Source organism: Streptomyces lunalinharesii, from assembly GCF_039532155.1.
GTDB classification, from domain to species: domain Bacteria; phylum Actinomycetota; class Actinomycetes; order Streptomycetales; family Streptomycetaceae; genus Streptomyces; species Streptomyces lunalinharesii.
The window spans coordinates 1-19,805 of record NZ_BAAARK010000026.1 but is presented as its reverse complement, the minus strand read 5'-3'; the positions used below and the strand labels follow the sequence as shown (position 1 = coordinate 19,805).

The window sequence follows — 19,805 nt, the reverse complement described above, 5'->3', positions numbered from 1 at the left end:
CCGACAGCGGCGCCGGGGAGGTGGACGAGGTGCCGCCCGCCCGCCGCCCGCGGTGCATGATGGCCCCATGCCCGAAGGCGACACCGTCTGGCGGCTGGCGCACCGCCTCCACCAGGCGCTGGCCGGCGCCCCGCTGGTCCGCTGCGACTTCCGCGTCCCGCGCCTGGCGACGGTGGACCTCACCGGCCGCGAGGTACGGGCGGTGGTCTCCCGCGGCAAGCACCTGCTCACCCGCTTCGAGGGCGACCTGACCCTCCACTCCCACCTGCGGATGGACGGCGCCTGGAAGATCTACGCCCCGACCGAGCGCTGGCGCGGCGGCCCCGCGCACCAGATCCGGGCGGTCCTCGGCACCGCCGCGCACACCGCCGTCGGCTACCGCCTGCCCGTCCTGGAACTGCTGCGCACCGCCGACGAACCCCGGGTCACCGGCCACCTGGGCCCCGATCTGCTGGGCCCGGACTGGGACCCCACCGAGGCCCTGAGCCGGCTGCTCGCCGCCCCCGACCGGCCCCTCGGCGAGGCCCTGCTCGACCAGCGCAACCTCGCCGGCATCGGCAATGTCTACAAGTGCGAGCTGTGCTTCCTGCTCGGCGCCTCCCCCTGGCTGCCGATCGGCCGCCTCACCACCCCCGAACGCGCCCCCGCGCTGGCCAAGAAGCTCCTGGAAGCCAACAAGGACCGCCCGACCCGGGTCACCACCCCCTGGGGCGCCCGCGCACGCCCCTTCGACGGCGGTGCCGCCGTCCGCGCGGAGCGTCGCCTGTGGGTCTACGGCCGCGCCGGCCGCCCCTGCCTGCGCTGCGGCACCGCCGTCCGCTCCGCCGAGCAGGGCCCCGGTACCGAGGAACGGGTCACCTACTGGTGCCCCACCTGCCAGCCACCCCCGCCCGCGCCGTGACGCCCCGTCAGTCGTCCCCGCTCCCGGGCCTGCGTCGCCACAGGTTTCCGACGAGCCGCCCCGCCTCGGAGCGTCGCCACGCCTCGACGAGCCGTGCCTCCACGGCCCCGACCGCACCGACCCGCCGGACCGGACCGCGCGCCCCCGTCCGTCGCCCGCTCCACGGAACGCAGTGCACGGGCAGCAGGCTGAGCCCCCAGCCGGCGGTCGCCACCGCCCCTTCCACCAGTCCCGCCGACCCCGGCCACAGGACCAGCCGGCACACCGCCCACCACCACACGCCCCCGACGAGCGCCGCGGATATCCACCGTCCCGGCACGCACCACGCACGCCTCGCCATGCCTGCCTCCTCGGGCCGACGCTAGACCGGGCCCGCCACCGGCGACAGGGGCGCACCGGCGCACGCCCGGCGCGTGCGGTGCGCTCCGAAAACCCCGGCGGCGGGCCCGGTCACCAGCCGGTCACCGGGCCGCGCCCTACGGGCCGCGGTCAGTGGGCCTCGGCCTGGAACATCCAGTGGTGCTTCTCCAGGTCGGCGGTGAGGCCGATGAGGATGTCCTGGCTGACCGGGTCGGGCTCGTCGGTCACGGCGATCCGCTCCCGCATCCGCCCGATGATCACGCCGAGCCCGTCCACCAGCGTCCGGACGACGTCGACGTCCTTGACCCAGCCGTCCGGTGCCTCGCTGATGCCGCTGGTCTTGGCGACCGTCGCGGACCGGCCGTCCGGCGAGACCCCGATCGCCGAGGCCCGCTCGGCCACCGTGTCCGCGTGCAGCCGGGCGCTGGCGACGACCTCGTCGAGCTGGAGGTGGACGGAGCGGAAGCGCGGACCGACGACGTTCCAGTGCACCTGCTTGGCGACCAGGGAGAGGTCCACCAGGTCCACCAGCGCCCCTTGGAGGGCGTGGCCGACGACGGCTCGGGCTTCCTCGGACAGCGTGCTTGTGACCACAGACATCCAGATACTCCCTTTCAGGCGCATTAAGGACATTCATGCGAATAATCCGATTTAGCCCCATGGTACGGGCCGGGGCTCCGCTCCGAGCAGCCCAGCCGGTCCGGCCGGGCCCGCACCGAGGTGCCACCCGGGCAGCAGGAAGCCCCGGCGGGCTGCTGCCCGCCGGGGCTCCGGCCGTGCTTGGTCTGCGGTGTCAGGCCGCGACGACATCCACGACGTCGGCCGGGGACTTGATGGTCACGCGCTCCTCCGGCACTCCGGCCAGGGACGCGACGGACACCGAGTTGAGCTTCGGTCGCACCGGTGCCGGCACCGTGTCCGTCGCGGCCGCGGAGGCCGCCAGCTCGGCGAGCGCCAGCTCGTCGCTGACCTCCCGCATCAGCTCGGACATGCGCACGTCCAGCGCGTCACAGATCGCCGAGAGCAGTTCGGAGGACGCCTCCTTCTGCCCCCTCTCGACCTCGGACAAGTAGCCGAGTGACACCCGGGCGGAGGACGAGACCTCGCGCAGGGTGCGGCCTTGGCGCTGACGCTGTCGGCGCAGCACGTCACCCAGCAGGCGACGAAGCAGAATCATCGCTGGCTCCCTCCTCGGACCTCGGACGCGGATCCTTCTCGCCCCACCGTACCGCCTCGGGCCGCGGCCGTGCCGGGAGCGAGTACGTGTTCACTCAGGGCTGCAAACATCCATTCCCCCCGTGTTGTTCCGTATCCTGTGCCCGCGCATTTTCTGCGAGTTCGCTCAACAGCAGCGCCAGCACCGCCTGAACGCTGTCCCGACGGATCCGGTCACGATCCCCGGCCAGCGCCAGCCGCCGTGCCTTTCCCGCACCGTCCGGCCCCTGGACCGCCACGTAGACGGTGCCCACCGGCTGCTCGTCCTGGGGGTCCGGCCCCGCGACGCCGGTGGTGGCGATGCCCCAGTCGGCACCGAGCACCCGGCGCACCCCGGCCGCCATCTGCCTCGCGACCTCGCCGTCCACGGCCCCGCGGGCGTCCAGCAGCGCGCCGTCCACTCCCAGGAGGTCCCGCTTGACGTCGGTGGCGTAGGCCGTGACCGACCCGCGCACCACCCGCGAGGCCCCGGGAACGCCGGTCAGCTCGCCCGCGACCAGTCCGCCGGTGAGCGATTCGGCCACCGCCAGGCTCTGCCGCCGCCCGGCGAGCGCCTCCAGCGCCCCGGCCGCCGCAGAACCCGGCGCACTCACCGGGCCTCGCCCGTTTCCGCCCGTTCGGCCTGCTCCCGGGCCAGCCCGGCCCGGCGCAGCACCACGGCCTGCCGGACGTAGTCGAGCCCGGTCGCCACGGTCAGGACCACCGCCACCGCCATCACCCACCAGCGGAAGGTGGCCAGCGGCCCGGTCAGCACCAGGACGTACATGCCCACGGCGGTGCCCTGCGCCAATGTCTTGATCTTGCCGCCCCGGCTGGCCGGAATCACTCCGTGTTTGATCACCCAGAACCGCATCAGGGTGATGCCCAGCTCCCGGAAGAGGATCACGCCCGTCACCCACCAGGACAGGTCCCCCAGCACCGACAGGCAGATCAGCGCCGCTCCCATGATCGCCTTGTCGGCGATCGGGTCGGCGATCTTGCCGAAGTCGGTGACCAGGTTGTACGTCCGGGCCAGGTGGCCGTCGAAGATGTCGGTGATCATGGCGATGGCGAAGGCCGCCCAGGCGAACGCCCGCCAGGCCGGATCCCGACCGCCGTCGTGCACCAGCAGCAACACGAACGCCGGGACCAGCAGCAACCGCAGCATCGTCAGGACGTTGGCGATGTTCCACAGCCCGGCCTGCCGGACGACCGGCGCCGTGCGCGGCCTCCCGGCGGCAGAAGCCGAGGCTCCGCTCATCTGCCCGCCTCCTCGGTACATCCCGCACCGTCCACCGACAGCACCTCCGCCACGAGGTCCACGCCCTCGCTGGCGACCACCTTTGCTTCGACCATACGACCGGGCTGCAGGTCCTGGCCGTTCGTGAGCAGCGTGACGCCGTCGGTCTCCGGCGCCTGGTGCGCGGCCCGCCCGACGACGCCGTCGTCCTCGTCGTCGATCCGGTCCACCAGCACCCGGACGCTCTCCCCGACCCGCTCGGAGGCCCGCTGCGCGGTCAGCTCCTCGGCCAGCCGGGACACCCGCGCCAGCCGCTCGGCGACCACCTCGGGATCGAGCTTGTCGGCGTAGCCGGCGGCCTCGGTGCCGTCCTCGTCGGAGTAGCCGAAGACGCCGATGGCGTCCAGCCGGGCCTCGCCGAGGAACCGTTCCAGCTCCGCCACGTCGCTCTCCGACTCGCCGGGGAAACCGACGATGAAGTTCGAGCGGGCGCCGGCCTGCGGCGCCTTGCCGCGGATGGTCGCCAGGAGTTCCAGGAAGCGGTCGGTGTCGCCGAACCTCCGCATCGCGCGCAGCACCCCGGGCGCGGAGTGCTGGAAGGACAGGTCGAAGTAGGGCGCCACCTTGTCGGTGCCGGTCAGCACGTCGATCAGGCCGGGCCGCATCTCGGCGGGCTGGAGGTAGCTCACCCGGATCCGCTCGATGCCGTCGACGGCGGCCAGCTCCGGCAGCAGCGTCTCCAGCAGGCGGATGTCGCCCAGGTCCTTGCCGTAGGACGTGTTGTTCTCGGAGACCAGCATGATCTCCTTGACGCCCTGCTCGGCCAGCCAGCGGGTCTCGCCGAGCACGTCCGAGGGACGGCGCGAGATGAACGAGCCGCGGAACGACGGGATCGCACAGAACGAACAGCGCCGGTCACAGCCCGAAGCCAGCTTCACCGAGGCCACCGGGTCGTTGCCCAGTCGGCGGCGCAGCGGCGCCCGCGGCCCCGAAGCCGGTGCGACGCCTTCGGGCAGGTCCTGCGGCGCCGCCGCGGGCTCCTCGGCGTCGGACTGGGCGTGGCCGGGCAGCGCGATCCCCGCGGCGTCCTGGCGCTCCGCCGGGCTGATCGGCAGCAGCTTGCGGCGATCGCGCGGGGTGTGCGAGGCGTGGACGCCGCCGCTGAGGATGGTCTGCAGGCGGTCGGAGATGTCGGCGTAGTCGTCGAACCCGAGCACCCCGTCCGCCTCGGGCAGCGCCTCGGCGAGTTCCTTGCCGTAGCGCTCGGCCATGCAGCCGACGGCGACGACGGCCTGGGTCCGGGCTCTGCCTTCACCTGCGGCGGACTTCAGATCGTTGGCTTCCAGCAGGGCGTCGACGGAGTCTTTCTTGGCGGCTTCGACGAAGCCGCAGGTGTTGACGACGGCGACGTCCGCATCGGTGGCGTCCTCGACGAGCTCCCAGCCGTCCGCTGCCAAGCGGCCTGCGAGCTCCTCCGAGTCCACCTCGTTACGGGCGCAGCCAAGGGTGACGAGGGCGACGGTACGGCGTTCGGGCATGGGGCTCAGCCTACTTCGTCCCGGACACCCCCATGGCGCGCAGGTCTCCGCCGCCCGTCCCGGGGCCCTCCGGGACAGACGGCGGAGGGGTTCCGACCGGCGCTCGTCAGCCCGCCTGCGGGTCCCCCGGCGTGTAGCTCAGCCGCTCCACCGAGCCCTCGTCGCCGACCTTCTTGACCTCCTTGCCGTTGACGTACAGCTGTACGGCCCCGGCGTTGCCGACGACGAGGTCGATCCGCTTCTTGTCGGTGAACGTCTTCGACTCCCCCTGCTTGAGCAGCCCGTCCTGCAGGAGCTTGCCGTTGGCGTCCTTGGCGGAGACCCAGCTCTGGCCGTCCTTGGCGGTCACCTTGATCGTGACCTTGTCCTTGGGCAGTCCGGCGATGGCGCTGTCGGAGGGCGCCGGACGGGGCGGCTGCGGGGCCTGCGGACGGATGGTGCTGGGGGCCGGGCCGGGCTTGTCGGCCTTGGCGGTGTCGGAGGCGATCGGCCCGCCCTGGTGCTTGCTGCCGCTGCTGAAGAACGTGAAGCCGGCGAAGCCGATCACCGCGACGATGGCCGCCACCATCGCCGCGGTCCAGTTGGGGCGGCGCGGTTCCGACCGGATCCGCTCCGCCTCGAAGAGCGGGGCGGCGACGGTCGGGGCGGGCCGGCCGCCGTGGTCGGCGTCGTAGCGTTCGATCAGGGTCTGGGGGTCGAGGGAGACGGCACGGGCGAGCGCTCTGATGTGTCCGCGTGCGTAGACGTCGCCGCCGCAGCGGGAGAAGTCGTCCTGCTCGATCGCGTGCACGATGGGGATCCGCACCCGCGTCGCCGTACTGACCTCTTCGACGGTCAGACCCGCACCGATGCGGGCCTGCTGGAGGGCTCGGCCGACCGAAGGCCGGTCCGGACCGGGGGAAGCCCGGTCCTCTTCGGGGGAGTTGGGGGAGTTGCCGATGGACACGGGGGCGCCTTTCGAGCGTGTAGCCACCTGCTGGAAGTTCAGTCTAGGGGTGTTGCGAAAGGGTCGGGCAAGCGGGAGAGCCGGGTTTGTACGCCATCAGAACGCCCCGCGGCGCCTGCCTCGGGGCCGGAGGCCGCAGCGGCCTCCCCCGCTTCCCTCAACTTGACGTGCGGCCAAGGAAAACGGTTGCCTCCGCGCGCGGACGAAGGGGTCCGCACGTGCGTGCTACTGGGTAGCCTCCCCCCGGATGACGGCGAGCACTCCGTCCAATTCATCCGGCTTCACCAACACGTCGCGCGCCTTGGAGCCCTCGCTCGGCCCGACGACGTTCCGCGACTCCATCAGGTCCATCAGCCGTCCGGCCTTGGCGAAGCCCACCCGCAGCTTGCGCTGGAGCATCGAGGTCGACCCGAACTGGGTGGACACCACCAGCTCCGCCGCCTGGCACAGCAGGTCGAGGTCGTCGCCGATGTCCTCGTCGATCTCCTTCTTCTTGGCGGTGCCGACGGTGACGTCGTCCCGGAAGACCGGCGCCATCTGGTCCTTGCAGTGCTGGACGACGGCCGCCACCTCCTCCTCGGTGACGAACGCGCCCTGCATCCGGACCGGCTTGTTCGCGCCCATCGGCAGGAACAGCCCGTCGCCCTTGCCGATCAGCTTCTCGGCGCCGGGCTGGTCCAGGATGACCCGGCTGTCGGCCAGCGAGGAGGTCGCGAACGCCAGCCGGGACGGCACGTTGGCCTTGATCAGACCGGTGACGACGTCGACCGACGGCCGCTGGGTGGCCAGCACCAGGTGGATGCCGGCCGCGCGGGCCAGCTGCGTGATGCGGACGATGGCGTCCTCGACGTCCCGCGGCGCGACCATCATCAGGTCGGCCAGCTCGTCCACGATCACCAGCAGGTACGGGTACGGCGACAGCTCCCGCTCGCTGCCCTCGGGCGTCTTGAGCTTGCCGGAGCGGACCGCCTCGTTGAAGTCGTCGATGTGCCGGTAGCCGAACGCCGCGAGGTCGTCGTAGCGCAGGTCCATCTCGCGCACCACCCACTGGAGCGCCTCGGCGGCCCGCTTGGGGTTGGTGATGATCGGCGTGATCAGGTGCGGGATGCCCTCGTAGGCCGTCAGCTCCACCCGCTTGGGGTCGACGAGCACCATCCGGACCTCGTCGGGGCTGGCCCGCACCATGATCGAGGTGATCAGGCAGTTGATGCAGGACGACTTGCCGGAGCCGGTGGCACCGGCGACCAGCACGTGCGGCATCTTCGCGATGTTCGCCATCACGTAGCCGCCCTCGACGTCCTTGCCGAGCGCGACCAGCATCGGGTGGTCGTCCCCGGCGGCGTCCGCCAGGCGCAGCACGTCGCCGACGTTGACCATCTCGCGGTCGGTGTTCGGGATCTCGATGCCGACCGCGGACTTGCCCGGGATCGGCGAGATGATCCGCACGTCCGGGGAGGCCACCGCGTACGCGATGTTCTTGGCCAGCGCGGTGATCTTCTCGACCTTCACCGCGGGGCCGAGCTCGACCTCGTAGCGGGTGACCGTCGGGCCGCGGGTGAAGCCGGTGACCGAGGCGTCGACCTTGAACTCGGTGAAGACGTTGGTCAGCGACTCCACTATGGCGTCGTTGGCCGCGCTGCGGGACTTCCCCGGGCCGCCGCGGGTCAGCAGGTCCAGCGACGGCAGGGCGTAGGAGATGTCGCCGGCGAGCTGGAGCTGCTCGGCACGCGGCGGCAGGTCGCCGGACGGCTCGGGGGCGGCCTTGGTCAGGTCCGGCACCGCGGCCTTGGTGAGGTCCGGGACCTTCGCGGAACGCCCGGCCTCGACCGGCGGGGCGGCCGCGGCCGGCTCCGCGCCCCGGGCCGGCGGCACCGCACCGCTCTCCTCGGTGACGTCGCCGGTGCGCTCCCGGCGCTCCCCCGAGATGCCGCCGCTGAGCTCGGCGACCAGCGGCGAGGGCTGGACCCCGTGCAGCACCGCGCCGTCCAGCGCCGCGGCGGCCGCGGCGGCGACGTCCACGGCGTCCATCGGCCGGTCGGCGGGCTGGGCCGACGTCCGGCGCGGCCGCCGCTTGGCCAGCGCGGCCGCCTCCAACGCCGCCGGTTCGGTCGGATCGGCGGGGGCCCGCCGCGACCGGCGGGCCGGTGCCTCGCGCCAGTCCTCGGCGTACTCCGGCTCCTCGTCGTACACATCGGCTTCGGCGGACTCCAGCAGGCCGAGCCGCGCGCCGAGCGCCCGCAGCCGCTGCGGGATGGCGTTCACCGGCGTCGCGGTCACCACCAGCAGCCCGAAGACGGTCAGCAGCACCAGCAGCGCCACCGCAAGGGTCTGGCCGACGGTGAAGATCAGCGGCTTGGAGACCGCCCAGCCGACGTAGCCGCCGGCGTCCTGTATGGCGGCGAGCCCGTCGTTGCGCCCCGGGGAGCCGCAGGCCATGGCCACCTGGCCGAGCACCCCGACCACCAGCGCCGAGAGCCCGATGACGATCCGTCCGTTGGCCTCCGGCCGCTCCGGATGCCGGATGAGCCGGATCGCGATGCCGCCGAGGAGGATCGGGACGACCAGGTCGAGCCGCCCGAACGCACCCGTCACCAGGAGTTCGACGAGGTTGCCGACCGGGCCGGAGAGGTTGGACCAGGTGCCGGCCGCGACGACCAGCGCCAGGCCGAGCAGCAGCAGCGCCAGCCCGTCCTTGCGGTGCGCCGGGTCGAGGTTCTTGGCACCGCGGCCGAAGCTGCGGAACACCGCTCCGATGCCGTGCGCGGCGCCCAGCCAGCAGGCCCGCGCGAGCCGGTAGACGCCGCCGGTCGGCGACGGTGCCGGCGCCGGCCTCGGCGCCGCCTTCTTCTTGGCGGGCGCCTTCTTCGCCGGCGCCTTCTTGGCGACCGCGGCCTTCTTGGCCGGCGGCCGCTTCGCGGGTGCCTTCTTGGCGGCGGCCTTCTTCGCTGCGCCCCCGGACTGTCCGGCGCGCGGCTTCGAGGGGCCCGCCGTGCGCTGGGTTCCCTTGCCGGACGTACGTGAGGCCATGCCGACGAGATTACAGGCGCCGGCGCGCACGGCACGAGCGCGCGGCGCTTCACCCATTCGTGTCGCGCGCCGGGCGCGTGACAGGCCGTCAGTCGGTCGCGGACGCCCCGTCAGCTGGCGGGCGTCCCCGCACCGGGCTCCAAGGCGTCCAGCGCCCGCCGCAGGCCGGTGAGTTTGCGCTCCAGGTGCGCGGCGGTGGCCACCGCCGCGGCGTCCGCGGACTCGTCGAGCTGTTTGGAGAGCGCCTCGGCCTGCTCCTCGACGGCGGCCAGCCGCGCGGAGAGCTCGGCCAGCAGCCCGGCGGACTCCTTGGTCTCGCCGACGTTCTGCCGACCGCCGTCCAGCTGGAGCCGCAGCAGCGCCGCCTGCTCCCGCAGTTGGCAGTTCTTCATGTACAGGTCGACGAAGACCGAGACCTTGGCGCGCAGCACCCACGGGTCGAACGGCTTGGAGATGTAGTCGACCGCACCGGCCGCGTACCCGCGGAAGGTGTGGTGCGGACCGTGGTTGATCGCGGTGAGGAAGATGATCGGGATGTCGCGGGTGCGCTCCCGCCGCTTGATGTGCGCGGCGGTCTCGAACCCGTCCATCCCCGGCATCTGCACGTCGAGCAGGATCACCGCGAAGTCGTCGGTGAGCAGTGCTTTGAGCGCTTCCTCCCCGGACGATGCCCGCACCAGTGTCTGATCGAGCGCGGAGAGGATCGCCTCCAGCGCCAGCAGATTCTCCGGCCGGTCATCGACCAGGAGGATCTTGGCCTTCTGCACCATGGCCCGTCCTCCTCGCCCCGGCATGGAACCGGACGCCGCCCCAGGGGACGACTCCGTCACGCCGCCCGTCCTTGTGCCGGTCATCGTAGCTGCACCCCGCCTGTCGCCACACCCTGTCACCGCGATGTCACTGTGCACGTAGCAGAAACGCAGCGAGAGACGAGAAAGTTCCCCGAATCGCGCGGTTCCACACGTGCACGGCCACACTCAGTCAGCACGCGGTGATCCTCTTCCGGGTTCCATACTGGACGCCCACTGGACGGCCCGTCACCTCTGGCGCATCCAGTGCTCCATGACCGACAACAGATGATCGGTGTCCACCGGCTTGGTCACGTAGTCCGACGCCCCGGAGTCGATGCTCTTCTCCCGGTCGCCCTTCATCGCCTTCGCGGTCAGCGCGATGATCGGCAACCCCGCGAACTGCGGCATCCGCCGGATCGCCACGGTGGTCGCGTAGCCGTCCATCTCCGGCATCATGATGTCCATCAGGACCAGCACGATGTCGTCGTGCTGCTCCAGCACCTCGATGCCCTCGCGGCCGTTCTCGGCGTACAGCACCGAGAGGCCGTGCTGCTCCAGGACGCTGGTGAGCGCGAAGACGTTGCGGATGTCGTCGTCGACGATCAGCACCTTCTCGCCGTGGAACCCGCCCTCGAAGCCCGGGTCGACCAGGTCCTGTCCGTTGCCGAGCCAGGACTCGTCCGGCTGTTGGGCGGCCTGCTGCGCCGCCGCGGCGGCGAGCTGCTGCGCCACGGGCGTCGGCCGGCCGGGCAGCGCGAACCGCTGTGCCCCGCCGGAAACCGCCCGCCGACGCCGACGGTTGAGGCTGCCGCCGCCTCCCGGCTCGCTCGGCGGCTGCTCGCTCTCCTGGAGCCCGTCCTCGGTCTCGCGCGCCTCCGCGTCCATCGCCAGGCCACCGGCGACCAGCTGCGGGTAGCCCTGCGGCGGCAGCCCGCCCGGGTTGTGCGGCAGGTACAGGGTGAACGTCGACCCGCGGCTGGGCTCGCTCTGGGCGTGGATCTCACCGCCCAGCAGCCGGGCGATCTCCCGGCTGATGGACAGGCCCAGACCGGTGCCGCCGTACTTGCGGCTGGTGGTGCCGTCCGCCTGCTTGAACGCCTCGAAGATCACCCGCATCTTGCTCGACGCGATGCCGATGCCGGTGTCGGTCACCGAGAAGGCGATCATCGGGGCGTCCGGGTCGCGCAGCGAACCGTGCTCCAGCAACTGCTCGCGGATGGCCACCGGGACGTCCTCCCCGGCCGGCCGGATCACCAGCTCGACGGCGCCGCTGTCGGTGAACTTCACCGCGTTGGAGAGCAGGTTGCGCAGCACCTGTAGGAGCCGCTGCTCGTCGGTGTGCAGCGTCGCCGGCAGCTCCGGGGAGACCCGTACCGAGAAGTCCAGTCCCTTCTCGGCGGTCAGCGGCCGGAAGGTGGCCTCGACGTAGTCGACGAGCTGGACCAGCGCGATCCGGGTCGGGCTGACGTCCATCTTGCCGGCCTCGACCTTCGACAGGTCGAGGATGTCGTTGATCAGCTGGAGCAGGTCCGAGCCGGCGCCGTGGATGGTCTCGGAGAACTCCACCTGCTTCGGGGAGAGGTTGCCCTCGGCGTTGTCGGCCAGCAGCTTGGCGAGGATCAGCAGCGAGTTCAGCGGCGTGCGCAGCTCGTGCGACATGTTCGCCAGGAACTCCGACTTGTAGCGCATCGAGACCGCGAGCTGCTCGGCGCGCTCCTCCAGGACCTGCCGCGCCTCCTCGATCTCGGTGTTCTTGACCTCGATGTCGCGGTTCTGCGCCCGCAGTTGCTCGGCCTTCTCCTCCAGTTCGGAGTTGGACAGCTCCAGCGCCCGCTGCCGGCTCTCCAACTCCGCCGAGCGCTCGCGCAGTTGCTCGGTCAGCTCCTGCGACTGGCCCAGCAGCACCTCGGTCTTGGTGTTGACCGAAATGGTGTTGACGCTGGTCGCGATCATCTCGGCGATCTGGCTGAGGAAGTCCTTCTGGATCTGGGTGAACGGCTGGAACGACGCCAGCTCGATCACGCCGAGCACCTTGTCCTCGAAGAGCACCGGCAGCACGATGACGTTGGCCGGCGGGGCCTCCCCGAGCCCCGAGGCGATCTTGAGGTATCCGGACGGCACGTTCTCCACCAGGATCGTGCGGCCCTCCTCGGCCGCCGTCCCGATCAGCGTCTCGCCGGGCTTGAACGTCGTCGGCATCTCCCCCATGGAGTAGCCGTACGAGCCCATCAGCCGCAGCTCGTACCGGCTGTCGCCGTCGGTGCCGATCTCCTGCACGTCGGGCCGCGCGGCGAGGAAGAACGCGCCGTGCTGCGCCGAGACCGCGGGCGACAGCTCGCTCATGATGAGCGTGGCCACGTCCTTGAGGTCGCGGCGGCCCTGCATCAGGCCGGAGATCCGGGCGAGGTTGCCCTTCAGCCAGTCCTGCTCCTCGTTGGCGAGGGTGGTCTCCCGGAGCGTGGAGATCATGGTGTTGATGTTGTCCTGGAGCTCCAGGATCTCGCCGGCCGCGTCCACGTCGATGCGGACGTTGTGGTCGCCGAGGGTCACCGCCACGGCCACCGCGGCGATGGCCCGCACCTGCCGGGTGAGGTTCCCGGCCATCTCGTTCACCGACTCCGTCAGGTCCTTCCAGGTGCCGGCCACGCCGCGCACCTGCGCCTGACCGCCCAGTTGGCCTTCCGTACCCACCTCGCGGGCCACCCTGGTGACCTGCTCGGCGAAGGACGACAGCTGGTCGACCATCGTGTTGATGGTGGTCTTCAGCGCCAGGATCTCGCCCCGCGCATCGATGTCGATCTTCTTGGTCAGATCGCCCTTGGCGATGGCGGTGGTGACCATGGCGATGTTGCGGACCTGACCCGTCAGGTTGTTGGCCATGGAGTTCACCGACTCGGTGAGGTCCTTCCACGTGCCGGCGACGCCGGGCACGCGGGCCTGGCCGCCCAGGATGCCGTCGGTGCCCACCTCACGGGCCACCCGGGTCACCTCGTCGGCGAACGACGAGAGGGTGGTCACCATGGTGTTGACGGTGTCGGCGAGCTGCGCGACCTCGCCGCGCGCCTCGACCGTCACCTTCTTCGTCAGGTCACCGTTGGCGACCGCCGCCGAGACCTGCGAGATGTTCCGCACCTGGATGGTCAGGTTGTTGGCCATCAGGTTGACGTTGTCGCTGAGGTCCTTCCAGATTCCGGTGACGCCCGGAACCCGTGCCTGACCGCCGAGTTGGCCCTCGGTGCCGACCTCGCGGGCCACCCGCGTCACCTGCTCCGCGAACAGCGACAGCTGGTCGACCATGGTGTTCACGGTCGTGACGAGTTCGAGGATCTCGCCCTTCGCGTCGACCGTGATCTTCTTCGACAGGTCGCCGCGGGCCACCGCGGTGGTCACCTCGCCGATGTTGCGCACCTGCGAGGTCAGGTTGTTCGCCATGAAGTTGACGGACTGGGTGAGGTCCTTCCAGGTGCCGCTGACGCCCTGGACCTCGGCCTGACCGCCCAGGATGCCCTCGGTGCCGACCTCGCGGGCGACCCGGGTGACCTCCTCGGCGAACGAGGAGAGCTGGTCCACCATCGTGTTGAGGGTGTTCTTCAGTTCCAGGATCTCGCCGCGGGCGTCCACGTCGATCTTCTGCGACAGGTCACCGCGCGCCACCGCCGTCGCGACCTGCGCGATGTTGCGGACCTGCGCGGTGAGGTTGCCGGCCATGCCGTTCACGGAGTCGGTCAGGTCGCGCCAGACGCCGGCGACGCCCGGCACCTGCGCCTGCCCGCCGAGCCGGCCTTCCGTACCGACCTCCCGGGCGACCCGGGTCACCTGCTCCGCGAAGGCGGACAGCTGGTCGACCATCGTGTTGATGGTGCTCTTCAGCTCCAGGATCTCGCCGCGCGCATCGACGTCGATCTTCTGCGACAGGTCGCCGCGCGCCACCGCCGTCGTCACCTGGGCGATCTGGCGCACCTGCGACGTGAGGTTCCCCGCCATGAAGTTGACGGAGTCGGTGAGTTCCTTCCAGGTGCCGCTGACGCCGTCCACCCGCGCCTGACCGCCCAGCCGGCCCTCCGTGCCCACGTCCCGGGCCATGCGGGTGACCTGGTCGGCGAACGAGGACAGCTGGTCCACCATGGTGTTGACGGTGTTCTTCAGCTGGAGCATCTCGCCGGAGACGTCGACGGTGACCTTCTGCGACAGGTCGCCGTTGGCCACCGCCGTGGTCACCTGCGCGATGTTGCGGACCTGCCCGGTGAGGTTGCGGAAGGCCGTGTTGACGGAGTCGGTGAGGTCCTTCCAGGTGCCCGCGGCGCCCGGTACGGCGGCCTGGCCGCCCAGCTCGCCCTCGACGCCGATCTCCCGGGCCACCCGCGTCACTTCGGCACCGAACGAGGAGAGCTGGTCCACCATCGTGTTGACGGTGTTCTTCAACTCCAGCATCTCGCCGGCCACGTCGACGGTGACCTTCTGCGACAGGTCACCGTTGGCCACCGCCGTGGTCACCTGCGCGATGTCCCGGACCTGGCCGGTGAGGTTGCGGAAGGCGTTGTTCACCGAGTCGGTGAGGTCCTTCCAGGTGCCGGCCGCGCCGGGCACCTGCGCCTGACCGCCGAGTTGCCCCTCGGCCCCGACCTCGTTCGCGACGCGCGTCACCTCGTCGGCGAAGGTGCGCAGCGTCTCCGTCATCGTGTTGATGGTCTCGGCCAGCTGCGCCACCTCGCCGCGGGCGCTGACCGTGACCTTCTGCGACAGGTCGCCGCTGGCGACCGCGGTGGTGACCTGGGCGATCCCGCGCACCTGCGCGGTGAGATTGCCGGCCATGAGGTTGACCGAGTCGGTCAGGTCCTTCCACACCCCGGCCACGCCGGGCACCTGCGCCTGACCGCCCAGCTCGCCCTCGGTGCCCACCTCGCGGGCCACCCGGGTCACCTCGGAGGCGAACGAGGAGAGCTGGTCCACCATCGTGTTGACGGTGTTCTTCAACTCCAACATCTCGCCGGCGACGTGGACGGTCACCTTCCGCGACAGGTCGCCCTTGGCGACGGCGGTGGTGACGAGCGCGATGTCCCGCACCTGCGCGGTCAACCGGGACGCCATCGTGTTGACGGAGTCCGTGAGGTCCTTCCAGGAGCCCGACATGCCGCGCACCCGCGCCTGGCCGCCGAGCTTGCCCTCCGTACCGACCTCACTGGCCACCCTGGTGACCTCGTCGGTGAAGGCGGAGAGCTGGTCCACCAGACCGTTGACGGTCCGCCCGACCTTCAGGAACTCACCGCGCAGGGGATGCTCCGAAGAGCTGTCCGAACTCCGCGACCGCAGGTCCATCCGCTGTTCCAGGTCGCCCTCGGAGACCGCGGACAGCACCCGGCCCACCTCGGAGACCGGCCGCACCAGGTCGTCCACCAGGGCGTTGGACGCCTCGATGGCCGCGGCCCAGGACCCCTCGGCCGCACCGGCCTCCAGCCGTTCCGTGAGTTTTCCCTCACGCCCCACGACCCGGCGCACCCGCGCCAGCTCGCCGGTCAGATGGAGATTGCGGTCGGCGACCTCGTTGAAGACCGCCGCGATCTCCGACATGACGCCTTCGCCGGAAACCGTCAACCGTTTCCGGAAGTTCCCGTCCCGCATGGCGACGAGCGCGGCGAGCAGCCGATTCAGGGCAGCTGTATCTACCTCGGTCGTCCCATTACTCCGGGATCGTCCGCCTTTCGCGCGCGTGCTTACGCCCCGCGCCGCTGCGCCAGACTCCACCGTGTCCCTCCCGCAGGGTCGACCGTTCTCTCCGGGCTCTGCCTTCATGCTTGCCCAGTGTTTCACCATGGCTCAACCAGGCCATAACAGTTCGGCAGCATCGCACACCGTCCCGATGCACGATTGGGGCGAAAGACACGTGACCGGCATCCCCGGGCCCGGCGAAGGTAAGTAACCTGGCATACGGCTGTCCACCCGCCCCGGCGTTTCCCTACGGGCGGTGGTGCGAGCACGACAGGTATTCGGAGGGGCACCGCGACCATGGGGGAGCAGATCACCGACACACGCATGAGGAGACCAGTGATCACCGCGCGGGCCGCCGCCACCTTCGAGCCGGTCGGGCGCTCGGTCGCCACTGCCCGTGCTTTCGTCCGCGACACCCTCCAGGGTTGGGGCTACGCCGACATCGTCGACGACGCCGTGGTCCTCACCAGCGAACTGGTCACCAATGCCGTGGTCCACGCCGGCACCGCAGCCGACGTCCTGTGCCTGCGCACCGACGGCGGCGTCCGCATCTCCGTCGCGGACCGCTACCCCGAACGTGAGATTCCACTCCAGAGCACCGGCCCCGCCATGGTCCACCCCGACCGCGAGGGCGGCCGCGGGCTGCTGCTCTGCGGCGCCCTGGCCGCCCGCTGGGGTGTGGAATACACCACGGCCCAGAAGCACGTCTGGTTCCACCTCGACCTTCCCGAACGCCCGGCCGGCACCCGTTCGGCCGGCCCCGCGCTCCCCGTGGACGCCCTCCCGGTCACCGACCCCCGGGTGCGGGTCTCGGTGATCCAGATCGACCGCGGCGGTTGCGTCACCTTCTGGAACGAGGACTCCCAGGACCTCTTCGGCTACGACCCCGAACAGGTCGTCGGCAAGCCCCTCACCGACTTCGCCGCCTGGCCGCACACCCCCGGCACCGGCACCGGCATCGCCGAGGCCCTCCAGCTCTCCCGCTGGGAGGGCTCCTACGGCATAAGGGGTGCCGACGGCCGGGTCGTCCCCGTCTACGCCTCCCACCTGCGGGTCCGCGACGCCGACGGCGAGGCGTCCACCGTCTGCCTCCTGGTCCGCGACCACGAGCGCGCCATCTTGCAGAGCCCCCAGCGCCCGCCGTCCACCGGCGGCGCCACCCCCGCCGAGGGCCGCCCCGCCGACCCCTTCGAAGTCTTCATCGGCTCCCCCGCCCCGGACGACCTCGACGGCCTGCTCCAGCGCACCGTCGAACGCGCCCGCGACATGCTCGACGGCGACGCCGCCTACCTCCTCCTGGCCACCGACGACGAGACCGAGTTGGAGGTCCGCGCCTCGACGGGCCTGCCCTCCGCCCGCCAGCGGTTCGCCCGCGTCCCCGTCGAGGCCGGCTCCGGACGCTACGGCTCCGCCCGCATGCCCGCCGTCCACGAGGACCTCACCGCGGTCCCCGGAGCCGTCCCGCTGCTGGCCGGCACCGGCATGCGCTCGGTCGTCACCGTCCCGCTCAAGGTCGAGGGCCGGCTCACCGGTTCGCTGGGCGTCGCCGCCGAGGGCGCCGCCCGGTACACCAACGAGGAGGCCCTGCGCCTCCAGTTCGCCGCCGACCGGATCGCCCTCGCCGTGGAGCGGGCCCGCCTCACCGAGCTGGAGAAGCTCCGCCGCGGCTCCCTGTCCTTCCTCGTCGAGGCGTCCGACCTGCTGGCCGGCACCCTCGACCGCGACCAGACGCTGGCGCTGATGGCCCAGATGACCGTCCCCACCCTCGCCACCTGGTGCGCCGTCTACACCGTCGCCGACCAGGCGTCCGAGCCGGAGCTCTCCTACGTCCTGCACGAGGACGAGGACCGCATCGACGGCCTCAAGACCCTGCTGATGAAGGTCGATCCGCCCGAACCCGTCCCCACCCCCGGGGCCCGCGTCTGGACCGCCCCCTCCGACGCCGCCCACGACGCGGCGCTGCGCACCTCGCTGCGCAGCCTCGGCCTGGAGGAGTCCGCCCGCCCGTCCAAGGGGCCGGGCGCGACCCTCGCCACCGCCTCCGCGGTCGGCGGCGAAACCGTCGTCCTCCCCCTCGTCGCCCGCAACCGCGTCATCGGCATGCTCACCCTCGGCAAGCCGACCGAGGAGCACTTCCGCCAGGAGATCCTCGAACTCGCCGAGGACCTCTCCCGCCGCGCCGCCCTGGCCCTGGACAACGCCCGCCTCTACAGCGAGCGCACCGCCATCAGCCAGTCGCTCCAGCGCAGCCTGCTGCCCCCCGAACTCCCCGACATCCCCGGCGTCGAGGTCGAGGTCATCTACCGCGCGGCCGGCGAGGGCAACGAGGTCGGCGGCGACTTCTACGACCTCTTCCCGATCCGCGACGGCGCCTACGGCTTCGCCATCGGCGACGTCTGCGGCACCGGCCCGGAGGCCGCCGCCGTCACCGGCCTGGCCCGGCACGCCCTGCGCCTGCTGGCCCGCGAGGGCTTCGGCGGCCCCGCCGTCCTGGAGCGCCTCAACGCCGCCATCCTCGACGAGGGCGCCCGCAGCCGCTTCCTGACGCTCCTATACGGCGAACTGTGGCCCCAGCCCGACGGCAGCGCCCTGCTGAAGGTGGTCTGCGCCGGCCACCCGCTGCCGCTCCGCCTCCGCCAGGACGGCACCGTCGCACCGGCCGCCGAGCCCCAACCGCTCCTGGGCGTCATGGACGACCTCGAACTCTACGAACAGTCCGTCACCCTCGACCCGGGCGACGTCCTGCTCTGCGTCACCGACGGCGTCACCGAACGCCGCGAGGGCACCCGCATGCTCGGCGACGACGGCCTCACTGACGTCCTGACGACGTGTACGGGCCTCACCGCCGGCGCGGTCGCCGCGCGCGTCCTGCGCGCCGTGGAGCGCTTCGCCGCCGAACCGGCCTCCGACGACATGGCCATCCTCGCCCTGCGCGTGCCCGAAGTCCCCGCCGCCTAGCCCCCATCGGGGCGGGCCGGCGGCTGCGGCCCCCGCACCCACTCCTCCATACGAAAAAGTCCCCCGCCGAACGGCGGGGGACTTTCCCTTATTTGAGCCCCAATACGGAATCGAACCGTAGACCTTCTCCTTACCATGGAGACGCTCTACCGACTGAGCTATTGGGGCCGGCAACGAGATAAATACTACCCCACCATCGAGGTAATCCCGAACCAGCCCCAAGCCCTAGAAAGCCGGCTGTAGCAATCCCCCCAGCGCATTGCAGGCCCCCGCCATCCGTTGAACCTCACGCCGCGTCATCGACGCGTCCAACGGCAGCGCCAACGTCTCGTCGACCGCCCGCTCGGTCTCCGGCAGGAACACGTCCCGCCGCAGGCCGGGCATCCGGTACACGGGCGCCTGCACCGGCACCTTGCACCCAACTCCCTTGCCCCGCAGGGCCCGTGCGAACGCGTCCCGGTCCGGCCGCCCGTTCCCCGGCACCCGCACCACGTACTGCTCGTAGTGGTGCCCGGACACCGGCACCGGCGTCCACACGCCGCTGAGCCGTCCGTCCAGGTACTCGGCGTGCTCCCGCCGCAGCTCCGCCCCGTCCGGCCGCGTTCCCGGCTCGTCTTCATGAAGCACCAACACCCCGTGCCGCTGGCCGACTTCACGCAGCGACGCCACGTCCGCGGGCCGTCCGAACCGATGCACCGCCACCACCGCGGCGGTCCGCCCGTTCACCGCGTCCGCCACCGCCGCCGGATCCAGGCAGTAGCTCTCGGCGTCCACGTCGGCGAACACCGGCACCGCCCCCAACTCCACCACCGCCCGGGCGACTTCGGCGTTGCCGTAGGCCGGCACCACTACCTCGTCGCCAGCACGGACACCGGCCGACCTGAGCGTTCCCACTGTCCCCATGCCGCGGAGCATGTCCAGGTCAGTTGAACGTCACGTTACGACCAACACTTCACCGCACAAACAAAAAAGCTCCGGTCCCTGAACCAGAAAGGTTCAGGGACCGGAGCTGAATGATTGTTCGGCGGCGTCCTACTCTCCCACAGGGTCCCCCCTGCAGTACCATCGGCGCTGAAAGGCTTAGCTTCCGGGTTCGAAATGTAACCGGGCGTTTCCCTAACGCTAAAACCACCGAAACACTATG

Annotated in this window: 13 protein-coding genes, 1 tRNA gene and 1 rRNA gene; 2 read left to right on the top strand and 13 right to left on the bottom strand. The window is 71.3% G+C overall.

The window, feature by feature from the left end:
- Positions 1-67: 67 nt before the first annotated feature.
- Positions 68-901 (top strand): Fpg/Nei family DNA glycosylase, encoded by an 834-nt coding sequence (locus ABD385_RS30010; RefSeq protein WP_344581979.1) that lies wholly within the window; start codon positions 68-70, stop codon positions 899-901.
- Positions 902-908: 7 nt separating this feature from the next.
- On the opposite strand, the gene ABD385_RS30005 is transcribed toward ABD385_RS30010, so the two are convergent.
- From ABD385_RS30005 to ABD385_RS29960, 10 genes are all read right to left on the bottom strand, one after another.
- On the bottom strand, positions 909-1,241 hold the full coding sequence (locus ABD385_RS30005) for a hypothetical protein (protein WP_344581978.1): 333 nt from the start codon (positions 1,239-1,241) through the stop codon (positions 909-911).
- A 149-nt stretch (positions 1,242-1,390) separates the two neighbouring features.
- Positions 1,391-1,861: a Dps family protein gene (locus tag ABD385_RS30000; protein ID WP_344581977.1), complete on the bottom strand. Its 471-nt coding sequence runs from the start codon at positions 1,859-1,861 to the stop codon at positions 1,391-1,393.
- Positions 1,862-2,054: 193 nt separating this feature from the next.
- Positions 2,055-2,438, bottom strand: a complete 384-nt coding sequence (locus ABD385_RS29995; protein ID WP_233660265.1) for a helix-turn-helix domain-containing protein — start codon at positions 2,436-2,438, stop codon at positions 2,055-2,057.
- A gap of 94 nt (positions 2,439-2,532) precedes the next feature.
- On the bottom strand, positions 2,533-3,069 hold the full coding sequence (locus ABD385_RS29990; RefSeq protein WP_344581973.1) for a CinA family protein: 537 nt from the start codon (positions 3,067-3,069) through the stop codon (positions 2,533-2,535).
- The gene (pgsA, locus tag ABD385_RS29985) at positions 3,066-3,716 is read right to left on the bottom strand and encodes a CDP-diacylglycerol--glycerol-3-phosphate 3-phosphatidyltransferase (RefSeq protein WP_344581971.1); all 651 of its coding nucleotides are present in this window, start codon (positions 3,714-3,716) and stop codon (positions 3,066-3,068) included. Before pgsA ends, ABD385_RS29990 begins: the two co-directional genes overlap by 4 nt.
- The gene (rimO, locus tag ABD385_RS29980) at positions 3,713-5,233 is read right to left on the bottom strand and encodes a 30S ribosomal protein S12 methylthiotransferase RimO (RefSeq protein ID WP_344581970.1); all 1,521 of its coding nucleotides are present in this window, start codon (positions 5,231-5,233) and stop codon (positions 3,713-3,715) included. The genes pgsA and rimO overlap by 4 nt, the downstream gene beginning before the upstream one ends.
- A 106-nt stretch (positions 5,234-5,339) precedes the next feature.
- A complete protein-coding gene (locus ABD385_RS29975) occupies positions 5,340-6,179 on the bottom strand; it encodes a helix-turn-helix domain-containing protein (protein ID WP_344581968.1) in 840 nt (279 codons plus the stop codon).
- A 225-nt stretch (positions 6,180-6,404) separates the two neighbouring features.
- Positions 6,405-9,206 (bottom strand): DNA translocase FtsK, encoded by a 2,802-nt coding sequence (locus ABD385_RS29970; protein ID WP_344581966.1) that lies wholly within the window; start codon positions 9,204-9,206, stop codon positions 6,405-6,407.
- A 110-nt stretch (positions 9,207-9,316) separates the two neighbouring features.
- The gene (locus tag ABD385_RS29965; protein ID WP_344581965.1) at positions 9,317-9,976 is read right to left on the bottom strand and encodes a response regulator; all 660 of its coding nucleotides are present in this window, start codon (positions 9,974-9,976) and stop codon (positions 9,317-9,319) included.
- Positions 9,977-10,243: 267 nt separating this feature from the next.
- Positions 10,244-15,739, bottom strand: a complete 5,496-nt coding sequence (locus ABD385_RS29960; protein WP_344581963.1) for a HAMP domain-containing protein — start codon at positions 15,737-15,739, stop codon at positions 10,244-10,246.
- A 261-nt stretch (positions 15,740-16,000) separates the two neighbouring features.
- On the opposite strand from ABD385_RS29960, the gene ABD385_RS29955 reads away from it, so the two are divergent.
- Complete coding sequence (locus tag ABD385_RS29955; protein WP_425585512.1) at positions 16,001-18,661, top strand: SpoIIE family protein phosphatase; 2,661 nt, start codon at positions 16,001-16,003, stop codon at positions 18,659-18,661.
- Positions 18,662-18,756: 95 nt separating this feature from the next.
- Here the strand turns inward: ABD385_RS29955 and ABD385_RS29950 are convergent.
- The 3 genes from ABD385_RS29950 to rrf form a co-directional block, all read right to left on the bottom strand.
- Positions 18,757-18,829, bottom strand: a tRNA-Thr gene (locus ABD385_RS29950).
- A 57-nt stretch (positions 18,830-18,886) separates the two neighbouring features.
- On the bottom strand, positions 18,887-19,564 hold the full coding sequence (locus ABD385_RS29945) for a DegT/DnrJ/EryC1/StrS family aminotransferase (RefSeq protein WP_344581960.1): 678 nt from the start codon (positions 19,562-19,564) through the stop codon (positions 18,887-18,889).
- A 116-nt stretch (positions 19,565-19,680) separates the two neighbouring features.
- Positions 19,681-19,797: ribosomal RNA gene (gene rrf / locus ABD385_RS29940) — 5S ribosomal RNA — on the bottom strand.
- Positions 19,798-19,805: the final 8 nt, after the last annotated feature.